This window comes from Streptomyces sp. NPDC048257 (assembly GCF_043201855.1).
Lineage (GTDB): Bacteria > Actinomycetota > Actinomycetes > Streptomycetales > Streptomycetaceae > Streptomyces.
The window spans coordinates 160,410-175,463 of sequence record NZ_JBICZI010000003.1; the positions used below are offsets into that span (position 1 = coordinate 160,410).

The window sequence follows — 15,054 nt, forward strand, 5'->3', positions numbered from 1 at the left end:
GGGGCGGGGCCGGGTCTCGCCGCATACGGTGCAAGGCCCGACGTTGGCGTGGACGGCGAGGGCGCCCTCGCAGCCGAGGCAGACCCTGCCGCCGGGCACCGCTCGCCGCAGCAGGCGTACCCGGCCGCAGCGCAGGCAGGCCGGAGCCCGTACCCCGGCGATATCCAGGTCGGCGAGCTGAGTGATCAGGGCCTGGACTGAGCGGAGTGCGTCGGACGCACCGCTGACCAGCGCCTCGGGGTGCTGAACGAGGTGGGCGCGGGTCCGGCCGCGGGCGGACGGGGTCGTGCCCGCGACGATTCGGGCCGCCTCCGGGGCGGGCAGTCTTGGTAGGAACGCGGTCATCCGGTCGGCGAGTTCCTCCCACGCCGCCGGGACCGGGCGGCCGCTCACAGGCCCTCCGGGCGCCGTGCGCCGTACCCGGACGCTGCGCGAGGGCGGAGCAACCGCTCGGTCCACGGCTTCGCCGGAGGCCACTGGTTTCGCCGTCGGCCGGTGGACTGGCTCTACCTCGATCAGGTCAGCCGGGGAAGAGTCGAAGATCCCGCACAAGGCGGCGAGCATCTCCATCGACAGCCTTTGCGGGGGCTGCGTGACCAGCCGGAACACCTGCTCCCGCGACAAGTGCACTCCGTACTCGGCCAGCTGTGGCACCAGGTCTGTGGTCCGGAACATGTCGTGCTCGGCCATCAGCCGGCGGAGGTTCCACACGAACCCCATCTTCTTCATCACCGTGATCCCCACTCCCTGCGGTCCGCGGGCCGCTCAGTCCGTCTGACCCGGCGTCCACAGCAACGAGCCACAAGGGGCGTAGTCATCACGGAAGCGCGGTCACAGCCCTGAAAGCGGCCAGGCGCGCTCTTCGCCCCAGTCCGTTGGATCTGGAAATGGGGCATGCGAGCAAGGGCAAACAGCGCCGCCCGGTTCGGTAAGGACGGCCGTGCAGGCCCTCAGCGGGGGCCGACGAAGTGGTACGGGCGATGCCGGGCCGGGTACCCGCGCGTCTGTGGCTCCTGCCGGGCCCGATCGGGGATCGTGGTGGCATGAAGGAGCAGCGGTTCGACATGTGGGCGGCCGGGGACGCCTACGAGCGGTACATGGGCCGGTGGAGCCGTCTGGTCGCGGATGAGTTCGTGGCGTGGCTCGACTGCGCGGACAGCCTGCGGTGGCTGGATGTGGGCTGCGGTACGGCGGCGTTGACCGCGGCGGTGGCTGCCCGATGCCGGCCCCGGACGGTGGTGGGGTTAGACCGGTCCGCAGGGTTCGTAAGCACGGCGCGTGCCGCCGCTCCCGCGCCGGCGTGCTTCGTCGTGGCCGACGGGCTGGCGCTGCCAGTACGCGACGCGGGGTGCGACGTGGCTGTCAGCGGACTGGTGCTCAACTTCTTTCCCGCACCGGGTGCGGCGGTGGCCGAAGCATCCCGCGTCGTGGGGCCGGGCGGGCTGGTCGCCGCGTACGTGTGGGATTACGCCGAGGGCATGGCGTTCCTACGCCACTTCTGGCAGGCCGCGATTGCGGTGGACCCTGCGGCCGCCGCCCTGGACGAGGGGCGCCGGTTCCCGATGTGCCGCCCAGAGCCGCTCCGGGCTCTGTGGACGGAGGCGGGGCTCATGGACGTGACCGTCGCCCCGATCGAGGTGGCCACCGTCTTCTCCGGCTTCGCTGATCTGTGGGAGCCGTTCACGGCCGGGCAGGGCCCCGCCCCCGGCTACGTCGCCGACCTCACCCCGCCCCCCCGAGACCGGTTGCGTGACACGCTCCGCGATACCGTGCCGACGCGGCCGGACGGGTCGATCGCGCTCACCGCCCGCGCCTGGGCGGTCCAGGGCCGAAAGCCGGTTCGCGACCGTACCTGACAGCGCCGACCCACCTCCTGGAACGGGCTCCAACTCGGGCGGCTCCGGGGCGCCGAACCATCAACCTGCGCGCGCCCCGCTGGGCGCCAGGGTGAGCAAGTCTGAGGAAACCCGGAGCACGGGCTGGGGATTTTCAAGGCTGTGGTCCACACTTCGTGACGATCATTGACCCGTCGCCCGTCCCTGCCCTGCGTCGGCCCGCTACGAACACGCCGATACGCTCCCGTCGTGTTCGAATACCACGGCTGGATCACGATCCGCGAGAGCGCCACAGACGACGATGACCCAATCCGGCTCACCGAGATCGTCGAGAGTCTCCGGCGCTACATCGACGAGATCGCCAGCCCCTACCTTCTCGACCGCGCTTCTGCTTCGGCGCGATCGCAGGCCTTTCGCGTTGCTGGGCGGCCCAGGTGAGGTACCTCCCGATCTCGAGTCCCTGGAGGAACTTGGCCATCGCGCAGACGTGCTGCACTACCTCGAACGCCGACGCAAAAGCGATCGCCTGGCCCTGACCGGTTCTCTGGTTTCGCTTTTCAGGGAAGGTTCACAAGAACGACCCCGGCAGCACCACAGGTCTGGTGGATTCGCTCTCCGTGTGTTTCGAACGCTGCTGAATCGCCTTCCAGGGCGGCCTTGAAATGCTCCATGAAGGTGAGTGCGAGCGCTGGTTCCCCGCCGCGGACGGCCAGCTGACTGGCCTCGTCCAGGCGGGTGTGCACCTCGGGGGCCGTGAGCGCGTCCAGAGAGCCCAGCAACTCGTCGTAGTGCTGACAGGCCGAACGGACCTCTTCGAGCCCACCCGGCGGCGGGCCGAAGCTCCGGTCGGTCTTGTCCGTGGTGCACGCGAACACCGTCACGCTTCCGGCTAGGAGCAGCGCCGCCAGGCCGACCCGGCGTGCGGTGAGCCTGCCCTCCGTCGCCGCCTCGGCCACGGGCCGAGGCGGCGACTCCGGTCGGCCACGGCGACGTACGGCCCAGGCAACGCCCCCCACTGTGATGGCGAGCAGCGAGCAGGCCGTACCCCCGACGAGGATCCGCAACAGGGTGTTGCGTACGAGAGGCACCGAGATCCCGCTGCACGCGGCGGGGCGCAGAGCGAGCGCGTCGACACAGCCGGCGGCCAGGACACCGCCGAAGAGCACGGCCGTCACCAGACACCCGGTCAGGAAGGCTGCCATGAGCCCATGAAGGACGGCCATGCGCCCGTGCCGCGGCCGGAGCAAGGCTACCGTGGAGACCGCGACGAGGCCCTGAAGGAACATGGCGGCGACGAGGTTCCCGTGGGTGAAGGCGAGCAGGAAGCCGTCCATCGTACGGGTCCTCTCGGAGATGCCGGAATGGATCAGGAGGCGGGCGACGAGAGTGCCACCGAGGAAGGCCGCGGTGGCGGCCAGGCAGGTCATGACGACCACGAAGGGCCAGGTGCTCCGGCCCTCCGCCGCAGTCTCCGCCGTGCTCCTCCCCGCCGTCGCCGACCGCGGTGGGGGCTGCAGGCGCGCGGCCAGCGGCAGCGCCCACACCACGACGAGCGCCAGGACCAGCGGGGTCCATTCCGCGAAGCGCAGGATCAGCGGATGCTGAACGGCCGACCAAAGCCAGTACGGCCCCGCCGGCGCCACCTGCGCCACAGCGCGGTGGTCGGCGCGGACCCCCTCCTCGATGGTGCCGAGCCAGTCCGCCGTGTCGGTGAGGACCATCCACGAGGCGATCACGACCGACAGGATCAGCGAGGCGGCGGCCCAGCCCACCGCCCACAGCCTGCGCCGTGGAGCGGCTGGAGCCCCCCAGGCGGCCGAGGACCGAGCAGCCCACCGTACGAAGAGGACGAGCATGACGGCCAGGGACAGCGCCCAGAGGGCGGCTGTCATGCCTTCGGACGAAGGCGGCCAGGGCGAGACCGCCCCCACCCCCCTGTCCACGGCGAGGAGCCTGCCGAGCACGAGACCCGCCGCCAGGCCGAGTGCGGGGAACACCGTGTCCCGGATGGTGCGTCCGGACCGGGGCGTACGCCACGCTTCGAGGCCGATGACGGCCGCGATGGCCGGCGAGACCACGAGCGCCGCCGCCCATCGGCTGTTCAGCGGATCGGCCTCGTGGGCCGTGAGCCACCATAGGATCAGGAACCCGCTGCCGGCACTCATGGCGGCCACTCCGGCCGCGCAGCACTCCCAGAACCCGATCCGGAACAGCCGCTCCGGACGGTGCACCATACGGATCCGCTGATCGGTGGTGGGATGGTTGCCGCGCAACGCCTTCCACCACGGGCGGCCATCGTCCGCCGCCGCCTCGAGCGCGGTCACCAAGTCCTCACGGACAACCCACGATGCCGCGCGTGCGTCCGCACCGTACTCCCGCACCCGCAGCACGGCCTGGGAGGTCAGGAAGACGAGGCCCAGCAGGACAGCGGCCCGCAACCCGACGCCGAGCGCGTCCTGGGGTGGGGAGCCGATCAGGCCGACGGCCAGGGGGAGCACGCCGAGGGGGAGAAAGGCCCAGGTCAACGACCGGGTGATGCACTCGATGTCGGTATCCCGGTTCCGCAGGTGTGCCAGCTCGTGCAGCAACACGGCGCGGAACCGCGCGGGGTCCGCCCGGAACAGGGTGACGAACCCCGCGTCGAGGACCACGGCGTACCAGCCCGCGCGCCCGAAAGCGTGGGCCGTGACCTCACCCCTGGACAGCCGTAGCAGGAATCGGGGCGGCCGGTGCAGGCCCGCCTCGGTCACCAGCTCGTGCAGGCGTCCCACCAGGGCCGCCTGTTCCGCGTCCGCTTCCGGGGCGAAAGCGGTCAGGTCGTGCCTGCGTACGTGCACCTTCGGGTCCGCCCAGTACAACAGCCCGGCGAGGGCCAGGAGGAGAGCGATCCCGGCCAGCACCCAGGGAGCCTTCGTCCGCTCGTACTCCGCGGTACAGGTAAGGAAGGAGTCCAGGAAAGCACCGCTCCCCCCGGTCCGGCCAGCTGCCGCGGAGCACTGCTCATAGACCTCCTGCGCCCGGTCTGCGCCGGGTGCGAGGGCGAGGTACACGGTGTTGTAGACGAAGACGGACGCGCCCAACAACGCGGTGATAAGCAGGAGGAACCGGAACGTCGTCCCGGCGGGAAGCCCGGACGGTTCCGGTGGAGTCGCCGGTGCGGGAACCGTCGGCGTGGCAGGCGTCGGCATCGCGAACCCCCGAAGGGTGGTGGGCGGACTCGGCTATGTGGTGAGGCTGCCGATCACCGCGTCGGCCAGCAGTCGGGCCCCGTCCTCGTCGATGCCGTATCGCAGGGCCTGTTCGTACACCTTCTGGCGGATGGCCTCCCTCACCGCAGGGGGCAGCGCCTCAGCCGACTCGGCGGGGCGGGCGGTCCCGTCCACCGCATCGGTCTCCGGACCAGCCGCGGAGTCGATGCCCGCCCCAGCTGCCGGGGTAACGCTCGCCTCGGCGGAGTTCTCTCCCCCGGTCGGCTCCTCCCCCTCCGCCGGGTCCGGTCGCCGCCGCATGCGTCGCACCAGGGCACGTACCGAACCCGCGCTCCGCTCCGTCGCCGTCAGCGCCAGGTGTGCGCCCACGGTGACCAGGGCGGTCTCGACCATCGCCAGCACGATGGGAGTCGCTATGGCGATCAGCTCACCGCCGCCGAAACCGAACCGCTCATCCTTCGGTGCCGCGGCCGCCCGCTTGCGCGCCGCCTTGAGCGCCTTGCGGGGATCCCGCAAGTAGGCCGTGCTCTCGGCGTGGAAGAGGACGAGCTCGTGGGGAGCGACATGCTCCACTACCTCGCGGGCGAGCTCCCTGAGGAGTTCTTCCTCCAGCACGTACGGCTTTGCCTGCGATCGGCTCACGACCCACCCCCGGGTTGCACGGCTCGCGCCGGACGGCTCCCCTTCCGGCCGACCAACCCTACGCAGCACCCAGGTGGCGTACCAGGGTCGTACAGGGCGCGTGAGGTGCATTCCACGGCTCCCGTGCCCCGCGCGCGCCCCCGGCAGCCGTCAGAAGGCAGGGCTCCAGGGCGGGAGGAGAGCAGCCGATCGGAACAGGATCCCCCACGGGTGGCGGACGACCTCCCAGGAGGCGACCGCGAGGGTGGCCGGCGGCGCCTACCAGTTCCACCACGGGGAATCCCAGAAGTAGCCGGCCGTCTCCTCGGTAGGGAAGTGACCGGGTCAGCCGAAGGGGACGTAGCTCTCTCCGTTGAGGAACAGGTGCCCCTGGGGGCCGATCTCCCAAAGGTACGTCTGTGATCCCGCCTGGGTGTGGGTGGTGAGCTGGTTCCCGGCGACCGTGAAGCGGCCTACAAGGGTCCTGCCCCAGATGTCCATCCTGCACGTGCCGTCCGGGTAGAAGCTGTACACCGAGGACTTGAAGCCATCGGAGCTGCCTCCGCTCCAACTTCCGATCAGTTCGGCCGGAATACCGGTGACTCCGCCCCGGTCGTCGGAGACGCCGCCGCCCGACACTCCACCACCGTCGTTGCCACCCGTATCCCCACCTCCACCCTCACCCCCGCCGCAGGCGCCGAGGGTGAGCAGTGCGCAGAGCAGGACCCCGGACACTGCCGCCGTGCGTCGGGTCTTCCTCATGGAACCTCCAAGCGCTGCGGTAAGCGTTCAGCCCACCGTCGATCCAGCTGCATCCGAGCGCAAGGAGACGACAGAAAGTAGCGCATAGCGACCGGATCTGACCGCCTGGGTCATGCCCCTGCCCGTAAGCACGAGCCGACCGGCCACCAACGAGGCGTGCTTCTATACCTTTGCGCTTCCACCACCCGCCGAACCCGTGAAGCGCCGGCGGTCCGGCGGGGAAAAAGCTGGAACGTGAGCATTCCGGGTTCGCTCAGTGGGCCGGACGCCAAGTCGGCATGGGGGCGGCCCGGTGGTACTGCCCCCGGAATCCCGGGCACCGGGCCTCACCCACGCACGCCGTAGCGCGGGCTGCCGCTGACCTTAGCCGGGGCGGCCCGTCTGCACCCCTCCAGACCTCCTGCGACCCATCTGACGTCTCCGTCGAGACGCCCCTGTACGCCTCTCTGCGGGACGGACAAGCGATCAGCGGCCGGGGGGAGGCTTGGAAGGTGGCATGCGTCGCCGGACGAGGCGCCTAAGACTTGTCCCGTAACGCGAGGATGATGTCCCCCGCAGTAGCGTGACAGCGCTGGCGGCTAGGGATCGGGCGATCATCACATGCACCGGGCACGCCGCCCCTCTTCCTCCGTTCCGCGGTCGGGGCGGCGCGTGACAAGCCGAGACCATCTGCAGCAGCCTCCAGCTCCCCGCTGTAACGAGCCAGGGCAGGGGTGGCACGCGCCCCGTGAAGAGACCGCAGCCCAGCAGCATGTTCTACGGGCCGCCACATAGTGGGACCAGCTTTCGCTGACGAGCCGTGCCCAGCGGTTGGCAGAGTGGGGCTGGCTACCGAACAGGTCTGCCGTTCCCGCGCCTTGGCCAGGCCCGTCGTCATCGGGCACAACGTCCACGGCGCCGTCAGGGCGTGCTCGGAGAACAGGTTCTCCGGTTCTCCAGCAGTGCGCGCCGCTCCGCGTACGGGAACGTCAAAAGCACCTGACCGTCCTGCGGCAAGACGTCGAAGGCGACGAAGTAGGCCGGCCACCAGGCGACGAGGCCGGCGGCGCCGCGAGCGCGGGTGGCGGCCCGGCGCTGCAACGCCTCGAACGACAACCGCCCCGCTTCAGCGTCCCAGACGACCAGTTCGCCATCGAGGACCAGGCCGTGCGGCGACTGCGCCTCGGCAGCCGCCACCAGGGCCGGCCATCGGTCCTGGACCAGCACCCCGCGGCGGGTCTGCACCAGCACCATGCCGCCCGGGATCCACGCTCACGGCCTGGTGGCCAACCAGGCGGTCACGGCCGCGGTGGCGGTGAGTCCGACATTGAGTGTGATCCGGCGGTCTTCGCCGGTCACTCGACTCGCAGTCCGTGCGCACGGCCGACACAGTGCCAGCGACCAGAGGGTTCGACGCGAACCCTGCACCGTCCCACCGGATGATTGCCACATCCCAGCCCGCTGGGATGATCACCCCATGCTGCGAACCGTTGAAATCACTGCCGAACTGACAGGGTTGGACGAAAGCAAGGAGTTTCACAACCTCCACTGGCAACCGAAGCTCGAACTGAGCCTGGACTGCTTCATCTGTAAGCGCACAGGGCGCACCACCTCCTTTGAGTACGGCCGAGAACATGCAGTCTGCTCGGGAGACCAGGAGCACCCTCAGCACCCAGCCGCGGCACGCGTCGCAGGCTTCGACGTCACCCACGAAGAGGAGCGACTGATACTCCGGGCGGTAGTCGACTACTGGTGGGCACCGTTCCACGACGCCAAGCGGGACACACCATCAACCGCGATCACACGCTGGGTCCGTCTGCAAGCCGCGTACCTCTGCCCCCAGTCCCGGCAGGCCGGAACGTTCTGTACCCAGAGCAACCTTGTCTACCCGGTAAGCCAAACCTGCACATGCGGGCAACCACTCGCCACGAGCTCCCACACTCCCAGCATTCGACAACTGACCTGACCTTCAGAGTTCCCGAGATCCCAAACGCGGTCTCAAAGAGCGTTTTGTCCCGGCGAGAGTGTTTGGTTGGCGTATGGGTGACTGGCTGGGTTGAGACCACTGAGGCTGCTGTCGTCATCCGTGACGTGAGAGACGGGTGACGACATGAGCGGGACCGTTTCGGCCCTTTCGCTCCTGTCTGATCCCAAGGCGCCCCTACTCACCCCTGTTTGCGCCCTGTGGCGGAGTGGCGAACGCCGGTACTACGGAAACATGCCTCGACGCCGACGGTATCCGAGTGACCTGTCCGATGCCCGATGGAAACTGCTCGAGCCCATTCTGTCGGCATGGAGGGCCGAGCGGAGAGGGAAGGGCCTGGACATCGGGCGGCCGCCCGAACATGACCTGCGCCGAATCATGGACGCGGTCCTCTACGTCGACCGGACGGGGATTCCGTGGAGGTATCTGCCGCACGACTTCGCACCGTGGGAAACCGTGTATGGGTACTTCGCGGCCTGGCAGAAAGACGGATTGTTCGACCAGCTCAACGGACTGCTCCGTCGGTTGGTTCGGGAAGCCGCAGGCCGGGATGCCGAGCCGGAGGACGTTCCTGCCGGTCTGTGGTCCCGTGTTCGACCGTCAGTTGGCTGCGAGGACCTCCACGCCGAGCGCCTTGAGTTGCCCGATGACCGTGTCGTGGGGATCGACATCGGTGATCAGTCCGCTGACTTTCTCCCAGGGCAGGACACGGAACCGCGAAGCCGTACCGATCTTCTCGGAGGAGGCGAGGATGTAGGTGTCCGCGGCCCGCGCGGACAGGGCGCGCTTCATCGCGGCCTCCTCGGCGTCTGCGGTCGTCAGTCCCGCTTCGGGGTGCACGCCTGTGACGCCGAGCAGGCAGAGGTCGGCGGAGATGTTCTGCGCGGCCTCGACCGCGGCGGCACCGCAGGCGACCGCCGAATGCTTGAAGATGCGGCCCCCGAGCAGGAAGAGCTCCGCCTGCGGATGGTCGAGCAGGGCCACGGCGATCGTCGGACTGTGGGTGATCACAGTGCAGGCGAGGTCTTGCGGGAGCGCACGGGCTACGGCGAGGGCGGTGGTGCCACCGTCGAGAATCAGCGCACTGCCAGGCCGTACCAGTCCGGCGGCCACCGCCGCGACCTTCAGCTTCCCGTCGGGTGCCACCGTCTGCCGAGCACCGTAGTCCGCCACCGCTGGAGATGCGGGCAGCGCGCCACCGTAGACCCGTTGGCACAGCCCCTCGGCGGCGAGATCGCGCAGGTCGCGCCGCACGCTGTCCTCAGAGATCCTCAGATCGGCGGCGACGTCCTTGGCGACGATCTTTCCCTCGTGAGCGAGCAGACCGAGCAGGTGGTCACGCCGTTCAGCAGCCAGCATCCGTATTCTCTCCTGTTCTTGCACGTTTCTGCATGTATCGTAGCGCCCCATGACCGACAAGCCCATGCTCATCCTGATCTCAGGTCCCTACCGCTCCGGCACCGACGAAGACCCGCAGGCCATGGCCGCCAACCTGGCCCGCCTCGAAGCCGCCGCCTGGCCGGTCTTCGCCACCGGTCACCTCCCCGTCATCGGGGAATGGATCGCCCTGCCCGTCCTGCGCTCCGCCGGCGCGGGCCCCACCGACCCCTTCGCCGACCAGGTGCTCTACCCGACCGCCGAGCGCCTGCTCGACCACTGCGACGCCGTGCTCCGCCTTCCTGGCGACTCCACCGGAGCCGACCAGGACGTTGCCACCGCCCATCGCCGCGGCCTGCCCGTCTACCACGAAGTGGCCGAGATCCCGCGCCGCGTCCCGCAGGAGACGGCGTGACACGCCGCCCGGGCATTGACAGCCCCGACCACCGCGGACGGACCGGTCTCGACCGGGCCGGACGCGGCCTGGACCGCAACCCCGACGTCCGCGTGCGCCAGGTCGAGCTCACCTCCCAGGGCTGGCACGTCCTGCGCCGCACCACCTTCGACTACCGGCGCCGCGACGGAAGATGGGAAACCCAGCAACGTGAGACCTACGACCGCGGCAACGGCGCTGTCGTCCTGCCCTACGACACCGCACGCGCCTGCGTCCTGCTCACCCGCCAGTTCCGATACCCGGCCTACGTCAACGACCACCCCGACGGCATGCTCATCGAGGCCGCGGCAGGACTGCTCGACGCGGACGACCCGCTCACCGCGGTCCGCCGCGAGAGCACCGAAGAACTCGGCGTCACCCTCGGCCCGCTCACCCACATCCTCGACGCCTATATGAGCCCCGGCTCCGTCACCGAACGCCTCCACTTCTTCGCCGCCCCCTACACCCCAGCCGACCGGACCGGCGCCGGCGGCGGACTCGAGGAAGACGGCGAGGACATCGAGGTCCTCGAACTTCCCTTCACGGAGGCCCTGGCCATGGCCGGCGATGGACGCATCACCGACGGCAAGACCATCCTGCTCCTGCAATGGGCGGCCCTCAACGGGCCCTTCGCCCAGCAGCAGAACCCGTAAAGCAGCTCCCCCAGGCACGCCCAGAACTGCATGTAGACGTTCGTGCAATTCGGCTCTGTCGGGGATCTTGTGATGTCCCAGGGTCATGGGCCCAGGAGTACGCGTTGGCGTAGGAGTAGGAGGTCGAGGTTGGCTCGGCCGTAGGCCATGCACTTGATGAGCTTGACGCGGGTGACGTGGCCTTCGACCTGGCCGGAGCTCCATGGTGTGGAGAGTCCGGCGGTGACGGCGTCGAACGGGTGCTGGAGAAGATCCGTGTGCCCCGCATAGGGCCGGGTCGGCCGCGCGTCTGCCCCGACCGCGTGCGGGCTGACAAGGCGTACGCCTGTCGGAAGAACCGCGCCTACCTGCTCCGCCGGGGAATCCGCTGCACCATTCCGGACAAGGCCGACCAGGTCCGCAACCGCAAGAAGCGCGGGTCCAGCGGTGGCCGGCCGTGGACGTTCGACCCAAAGGACTACAAGGCCCGGCACGCGGTCGAGTGCGGCATCAATCGCCTCAAGAGGCATCGAGCCGTGGCCACCAGGTACGACTGTGAGGATGTGGGAGTGCCGCCTTGGGCGGCGGTCTGGCCCGAGGTACGACTGGCCGTGGTGCCCTGAGTTTGATCTGCCGACCGCTGTCTGGGGTGGCACAGGCTGCCGCCGGGCAGGGGACGTGTCCCAATAGGGGCCTTCGCGAGAGGCACCGTCACAGTCTTGACCGCCCCCGGCCCGGCGACGCCCACCGGTTCCCGAGGCGATCAGGAGACAGGCGACCTTGACCTTGCATCACGCAGTCCACCGCCCCATGTCACGTCCCGGCGGACGCCGAGGACGTCCTGCTCGGAGTGGACACTCACAAGGACGTCCACGCCGCAGCCGTCGTCACCGTGCTCGGCGCCGCCCTGGAAGGCCGAAGCTTCCTCGCGAACGCCGATGGCTACCGGCAACTCCTCGACTGGGCACGGTCATTCGGCGTGCTGCGGCGGGCCGGCGTCGAGTGCACCGGCTCATACGGAGCCGCCCTGACCCCTCACCTGCGTGCCGAGGGCATCGAGGTGACCGAGGTCAACCAACCCGACAAAGCCGCCCGACGCCGCCACGGCAAGACCGACGCTATCGACGCCGAGGCCGCAGCCCGCGCCGTGCTGACCGGACGAGCCACCGCCGCGGCGAAGACCGGCGACGGTCCAGTCGAGATGCTCCGGCTCTTCAAGCTGGCGAAGGGCTCCGCGATCAAGTCCAGGACCCAGGCGATCAACCGGCTCAAGAGCGTCCTGATCTCAGCCGACTCCGCCCTCCGCGAGTCGCTGGCCGAGCTGAGCAACCCCCACCTGTTCAAACGGTGCGCCGACCTCGACCCCCAGCACGCGAGCGGGCCGGCCGGGGCCGCGCGTCACACCTTGAGGCTGCTGGCCCGCCGCATCCGGCACCTGACCGAGGAGATCGACGACCTCAACAAGCAGATAGCCAAGGCCGTCGAAGACAGCACCCCCGGCCTGCTGGAAGTCCGCGGCGTTGGCCCGGACAGCGCCGCTGCCCTGCTCATCGCGGCCGGCGACAACCCGGAGCGACTCGCCAGCGAGGCCTCCTTCGCGGCCTTATGCGGCACCAGCCCGGTCGAGGCGTCCTCCGGAAGGACACAGCGCCGCCGACTGAACCGCGGGGGCGACCGCCAGGCGAACGCCGCCCTCTACCGCATCGTCCTCAGCCGCCTGCGCTGGGACGACCGCACCCGCAACTACCTCCAACGACGTCTGACCGAGGGCAAGACACGCCGCGAGACCATCCGCTGCCTCAAACGCTACGTCGCACGAGAGATCTACCGACTGATCGTCCCGGCAAACCCTCCGACTGACCAGACCGGAGCCGCGGGATCCCTCGGTTGACATCCATAGGGGCATCAAACTCGCGGTCCGCTACGAGGCAACCTTCCTCGTTGCCGCCATCAACGAGTGGTTGTGACGTACTGGTCTGACGACAACTCGAACACCCGGACTCGCCGACCGCCGGTGGGATTGACGGTCTCACGGACCGGATGCATTCCCAGTTTGGTCATGACCCGTTCGGAGGCGTCGTTGCGCACTTGAGTGATGCTGACGATCCGCTCCAGCCCTCGCTCCTCGAACCCGAACCGTACAGCGGCCGCAGCGGCCTCGGTGGCCAAGCCCTGCCCCCAGTGGGAACGTCCCAGCCGCCAGCCGATCTCCACCGCCGGCAGTACCTCCGGCAAGAAGTTGGGCACCGAAAGGCCGGTGAACCCGGCAAGCTCGCCAGTGGACCGGATCTCCACAGCGAACAGGCCGAAGCCCTGTGACTCCCACTCGCTCTCCCATGCCCGGATCCCATCGCGGGTCTGCTGTTCGTCACGGACGCTGCCGTCACGGATCCACCGCATGACCTCGGGGTCCGCATTGATGGCAGCCATGGGCGCAACGTCTTCCTCGCGCCAGCGACGCAGGATCAAACGGGAAGTCTCAAGCGTGACCATCCGATCATTCTGGATCACAAGGTGGGCTCTCCGCCATCCTCACCAGGCACTTTCGATACACGCCCAAGCTAAAAGAGCCCGGCGCGCATGTGCTGAGGAAGGTTTTCGAGGATCTCGCGCAACCACGGACTACGGACGGCCGGCAGCCGGACCAGGGTGTGCTGAAAGGCACCCGGATCGGCTCGGAACAGGTACCGGGGGCGCGGTGCGGGCGGATCGTCGCGGAGGACGCCGTCGGGCATGCCGCCCGACGCGGGAAGCGGCAGGTGCGGCTTGGGGAAGGCCAGCCACAACCACACCCCGAACGGCAGCGGCACCGGATAGGCCGAAGTGGCCGGGCCGGCCCACATCTGTCCGGTCTGCGGATGGGTCGGCACGAGGACGATGTCCGCGTCGGCGGCGGGCTGTCCTGGTCCGGCCAGAACGGCGCGCCGTGTCGGCGGACCCGCGGGGAGCACGGCGTCGAGGGCGCGTTGGAATACTTCCTTGCTCAGACCGTCCGGGACGGTCACCGGCCGGCCCTGCGAGGCAGCCAGCAGGTGGGCGAGTGCCCGGCCGACCGCGGCCTCCCACTGTGGGCTCCACGACCAGAAGGGGTTCGGCCCCAGCCGCGACCTCCATGTGGCGATCGGCTCGAACGGAGGCGTGGACTTTCCTTCCTTCAACAGCTCTGCCCAGGTCAGTGGCACGGAGTCGGCGCCGTCGACGATCAGGCGGCGGACGGCGTTGGGCGCGAGCCATACCGCCTGCCAGAGCGAGCAGTCGTCGATCCGGCTCGCCACGGGCAGGTCGCACGCCTCGCATGCCATGTTGGGGCCGTCTGTGCCGTCGAGGCCGCAACAGTAGCCGCCGGCCCTCTCCGGGATCAGCACGGTGCCGCGGGCGTCGCCGGGTGCGATGACGATCGAGCCGGGGGCGGCGTCGGAGAGGGCGAAGACCGGCGCGTAGATGCCGCGGGCCACCGCCTCGTCCGGATGGATCTCCTCCCATCTCCGCCACGGCGGCCCCCAGGGCTCTGGGTCCTCAGCGAAGGTGGCTGACTCCATGAGCACGGGGAGCTGAAGCCCGTTCCCGTACTTCTGATGAGCGTGTGCCGGCAGGGCAACTTGGGACAGCGGGTTGGTCAGCTCGGCGCCGCATCCCCCACACACGAAAACGAACAAATGCCCTCCGCTAGAGAATCAGGGAGCATCGTCGCAGCTCCGTGACAGACCGGCCAACCTGTTTTGAATCCGCTGCGGGGCCGAAGCACAACCCGCGACGTCAGGCATCGTTCGAATCCACGACCATCGCCGCGGACAGTAGGAAGGCTCCGGCCGGGGGCTCGGTCTAGCATGCGGTCCGGCGTGTGGAGACGTTTGGCGGGGCCACTCTCTCATCACCAGCCGTGCTCCGAGTGGACCTCCAGCGCCCCACCGACTGGATCAAGGCCCTGCTGGGCGACATCGCGCAGGCCGACCCCGGCTTCCTCGCCGCGGCGCCCGCCGCCGCCGGGCAGGGCGTCCGCTTCACCGTCCAGCCCTTCGCCCAGCCCTGACACCGTGTGCGCCCGAACCGCGCCCTCCTAACCGCGGCCTCCGTCGCCCTCAAGGGCCGGCCACTGGACGCTGAACGCCGACCGCTGCCGCATCCACGTCACGCCCTCGCCCTCGCCCGCCGCTCCATGCGCTCCGTCGGCACCGCCTACCCGAGCGACCCGCGAATGTGCCCAGGTAGCGGGCCCGCCCTG

General features: G+C 69.5%; 13 protein-coding genes and 3 pseudogenes. 8 read left to right on the forward strand and 8 right to left on the reverse strand.

Translation table 11 applies throughout. The features are described 5' to 3' along the window. Positions 1–411 precede the first annotated feature (411 nt). Positions 412–732 (reverse strand): annotated as a pseudogene (locus ACGFZK_RS08220) (helix-turn-helix domain-containing protein); the annotation flags it as partial. A 311-nt stretch (positions 733–1,043) separates the two neighbouring features. Here ACGFZK_RS08220 and ACGFZK_RS08225 point away from each other — a divergent pair. Next, positions 1,044–1,856, forward strand: coding sequence for a class I SAM-dependent methyltransferase (locus ACGFZK_RS08225; protein WP_393848047.1), 813 nt, complete (start codon positions 1,044–1,046; stop codon positions 1,854–1,856). 228 nt (positions 1,857–2,084) lie between these two features. After that, a complete protein-coding gene (locus ACGFZK_RS08230; protein ID WP_393848048.1) occupies positions 2,085–2,273 on the forward strand; it encodes an Imm7 family immunity protein in 189 nt (62 codons plus the stop codon). 119 nt (positions 2,274–2,392) lie between these two features. On the opposite strand, the gene ACGFZK_RS08235 is transcribed toward ACGFZK_RS08230, so the two are convergent. From ACGFZK_RS08235 to ACGFZK_RS08250, 4 genes are all read right to left on the reverse strand, one after another. Then, positions 2,393–4,915: a M48 family metalloprotease gene (locus ACGFZK_RS08235; protein WP_393848049.1), complete on the reverse strand. Its 2,523-nt coding sequence runs from the start codon at positions 4,913–4,915 to the stop codon at positions 2,393–2,395. Between the two features lie 141 nt (positions 4,916–5,056). Next, positions 5,057–5,686, reverse strand: coding sequence for a hypothetical protein (locus tag ACGFZK_RS08240; protein ID WP_393848050.1), 630 nt, complete (start codon positions 5,684–5,686; stop codon positions 5,057–5,059). 324 nt (positions 5,687–6,010) lie between these two features. Next, positions 6,011–6,427, reverse strand: coding sequence for a hypothetical protein (locus ACGFZK_RS08245; protein WP_393848051.1), 417 nt, complete (start codon positions 6,425–6,427; stop codon positions 6,011–6,013). Positions 6,428–7,327: 900 nt separating this feature from the next. Then, a complete protein-coding gene (locus ACGFZK_RS08250) occupies positions 7,328–7,660 on the reverse strand; it encodes a hypothetical protein (RefSeq protein ID WP_393848052.1) in 333 nt (110 codons plus the stop codon). Between the two features lie 964 nt (positions 7,661–8,624). Between ACGFZK_RS08250 and ACGFZK_RS08255 the strand changes: the two are divergent. Further along, positions 8,625–8,951 (forward strand): annotated as a pseudogene (locus ACGFZK_RS08255) (transposase); the annotation flags it as partial. 39 nt (positions 8,952–8,990) lie between these two features. On the opposite strand, the gene ACGFZK_RS08260 reads toward ACGFZK_RS08255, so the two are convergent. Next, positions 8,991–9,749, reverse strand: a complete 759-nt coding sequence (locus ACGFZK_RS08260; protein ID WP_393848485.1) for a DeoR/GlpR family DNA-binding transcription regulator — start codon at positions 9,747–9,749, stop codon at positions 8,991–8,993. A 49-nt stretch (positions 9,750–9,798) separates the two neighbouring features. Between ACGFZK_RS08260 and ACGFZK_RS08265 the strand changes: the two genes are divergently transcribed. The 4 genes and pseudogenes from ACGFZK_RS08265 (at position 9,799) to ACGFZK_RS08280 (ending at position 12,723) form a co-directional block, all read left to right on the forward strand. Beyond that, a complete protein-coding gene (locus tag ACGFZK_RS08265) occupies positions 9,799–10,182 on the forward strand; it encodes a DUF4406 domain-containing protein (RefSeq protein ID WP_393848053.1) in 384 nt (127 codons plus the stop codon). After that, positions 10,179–10,853, forward strand: coding sequence for an NUDIX domain-containing protein (locus tag ACGFZK_RS08270; RefSeq protein ID WP_393848486.1), 675 nt, complete (start codon positions 10,179–10,181; stop codon positions 10,851–10,853). The genes ACGFZK_RS08265 and ACGFZK_RS08270 overlap by 4 nt, the downstream gene beginning before the upstream one ends. A 239-nt stretch (positions 10,854–11,092) precedes the next feature. Further along, positions 11,093–11,455, forward strand: a pseudogene (locus ACGFZK_RS08275) (hypothetical protein); the annotation flags it as partial. Between the two features lie 218 nt (positions 11,456–11,673). Beyond that, positions 11,674–12,723, forward strand: a complete 1,050-nt coding sequence (locus tag ACGFZK_RS08280) for an IS110 family transposase (RefSeq protein ID WP_393848487.1) — start codon at positions 11,674–11,676, stop codon at positions 12,721–12,723. Positions 12,724–12,782: 59 nt separating this feature from the next. Here the strand turns inward: ACGFZK_RS08280 and ACGFZK_RS08285 are convergent, their stop codons facing one another. Both ACGFZK_RS08285 and ACGFZK_RS08290 read right to left on the reverse strand, forming a co-directional pair. Beyond that, the gene (locus ACGFZK_RS08285; protein WP_393848054.1) at positions 12,783–13,325 is read right to left on the reverse strand and encodes a GNAT family N-acetyltransferase; all 543 of its coding nucleotides are present in this window, start codon (positions 13,323–13,325) and stop codon (positions 12,783–12,785) included. Positions 13,326–13,393: 68 nt separating this feature from the next. Beyond that, positions 13,394–14,488 (reverse strand): hypothetical protein, encoded by a 1,095-nt coding sequence (locus tag ACGFZK_RS08290; RefSeq protein ID WP_393848055.1) that lies wholly within the window; start codon positions 14,486–14,488, stop codon positions 13,394–13,396. A gap of 224 nt (positions 14,489–14,712) precedes the next feature. Here ACGFZK_RS08290 and ACGFZK_RS08295 point away from each other — a divergent pair, with 224 nt between their 5' ends. Next, positions 14,713–14,862, forward strand: coding sequence for a hypothetical protein (locus ACGFZK_RS08295; protein WP_393848056.1), 150 nt, complete (start codon positions 14,713–14,715; stop codon positions 14,860–14,862). The last annotated feature ends 192 nt before the right edge of the window (positions 14,863–15,054 follow it).

Bases quoted from the DNA above. Each gene is read 5' to 3' on its own strand.
- ACGFZK_RS08245 (WP_393848051.1), bottom strand. From the start codon at position 6,427: ATGAGGAAGACCCGACGCACGGCGGCAGTGTCCGGGGTCCTGCTCTGC.
- ACGFZK_RS08260 (WP_393848485.1), bottom strand. From the start codon at position 9,749: ATGCTGGCTGCTGAACGGCGTGACCACCTGCTCGGTCTGCTCGCTCAC.
- ACGFZK_RS08225 (WP_393848047.1), top strand. From the start codon at position 1,044: ATGAAGGAGCAGCGGTTCGACATGTGGGCGGCCGGGGACGCCTACGAG.
- ACGFZK_RS08265 (WP_393848053.1), top strand. From the start codon at position 9,799: ATGACCGACAAGCCCATGCTCATCCTGATCTCAGGTCCCTACCGCTCC.
- ACGFZK_RS08250 (WP_393848052.1), bottom strand. From the start codon at position 7,660: ATGGTGCTGGTGCAGACCCGCCGCGGGGTGCTGGTCCAGGACCGATGG.
- ACGFZK_RS08285 (WP_393848054.1), bottom strand. From the start codon at position 13,325: ATGGTCACGCTTGAGACTTCCCGTTTGATCCTGCGTCGCTGGCGCGAG.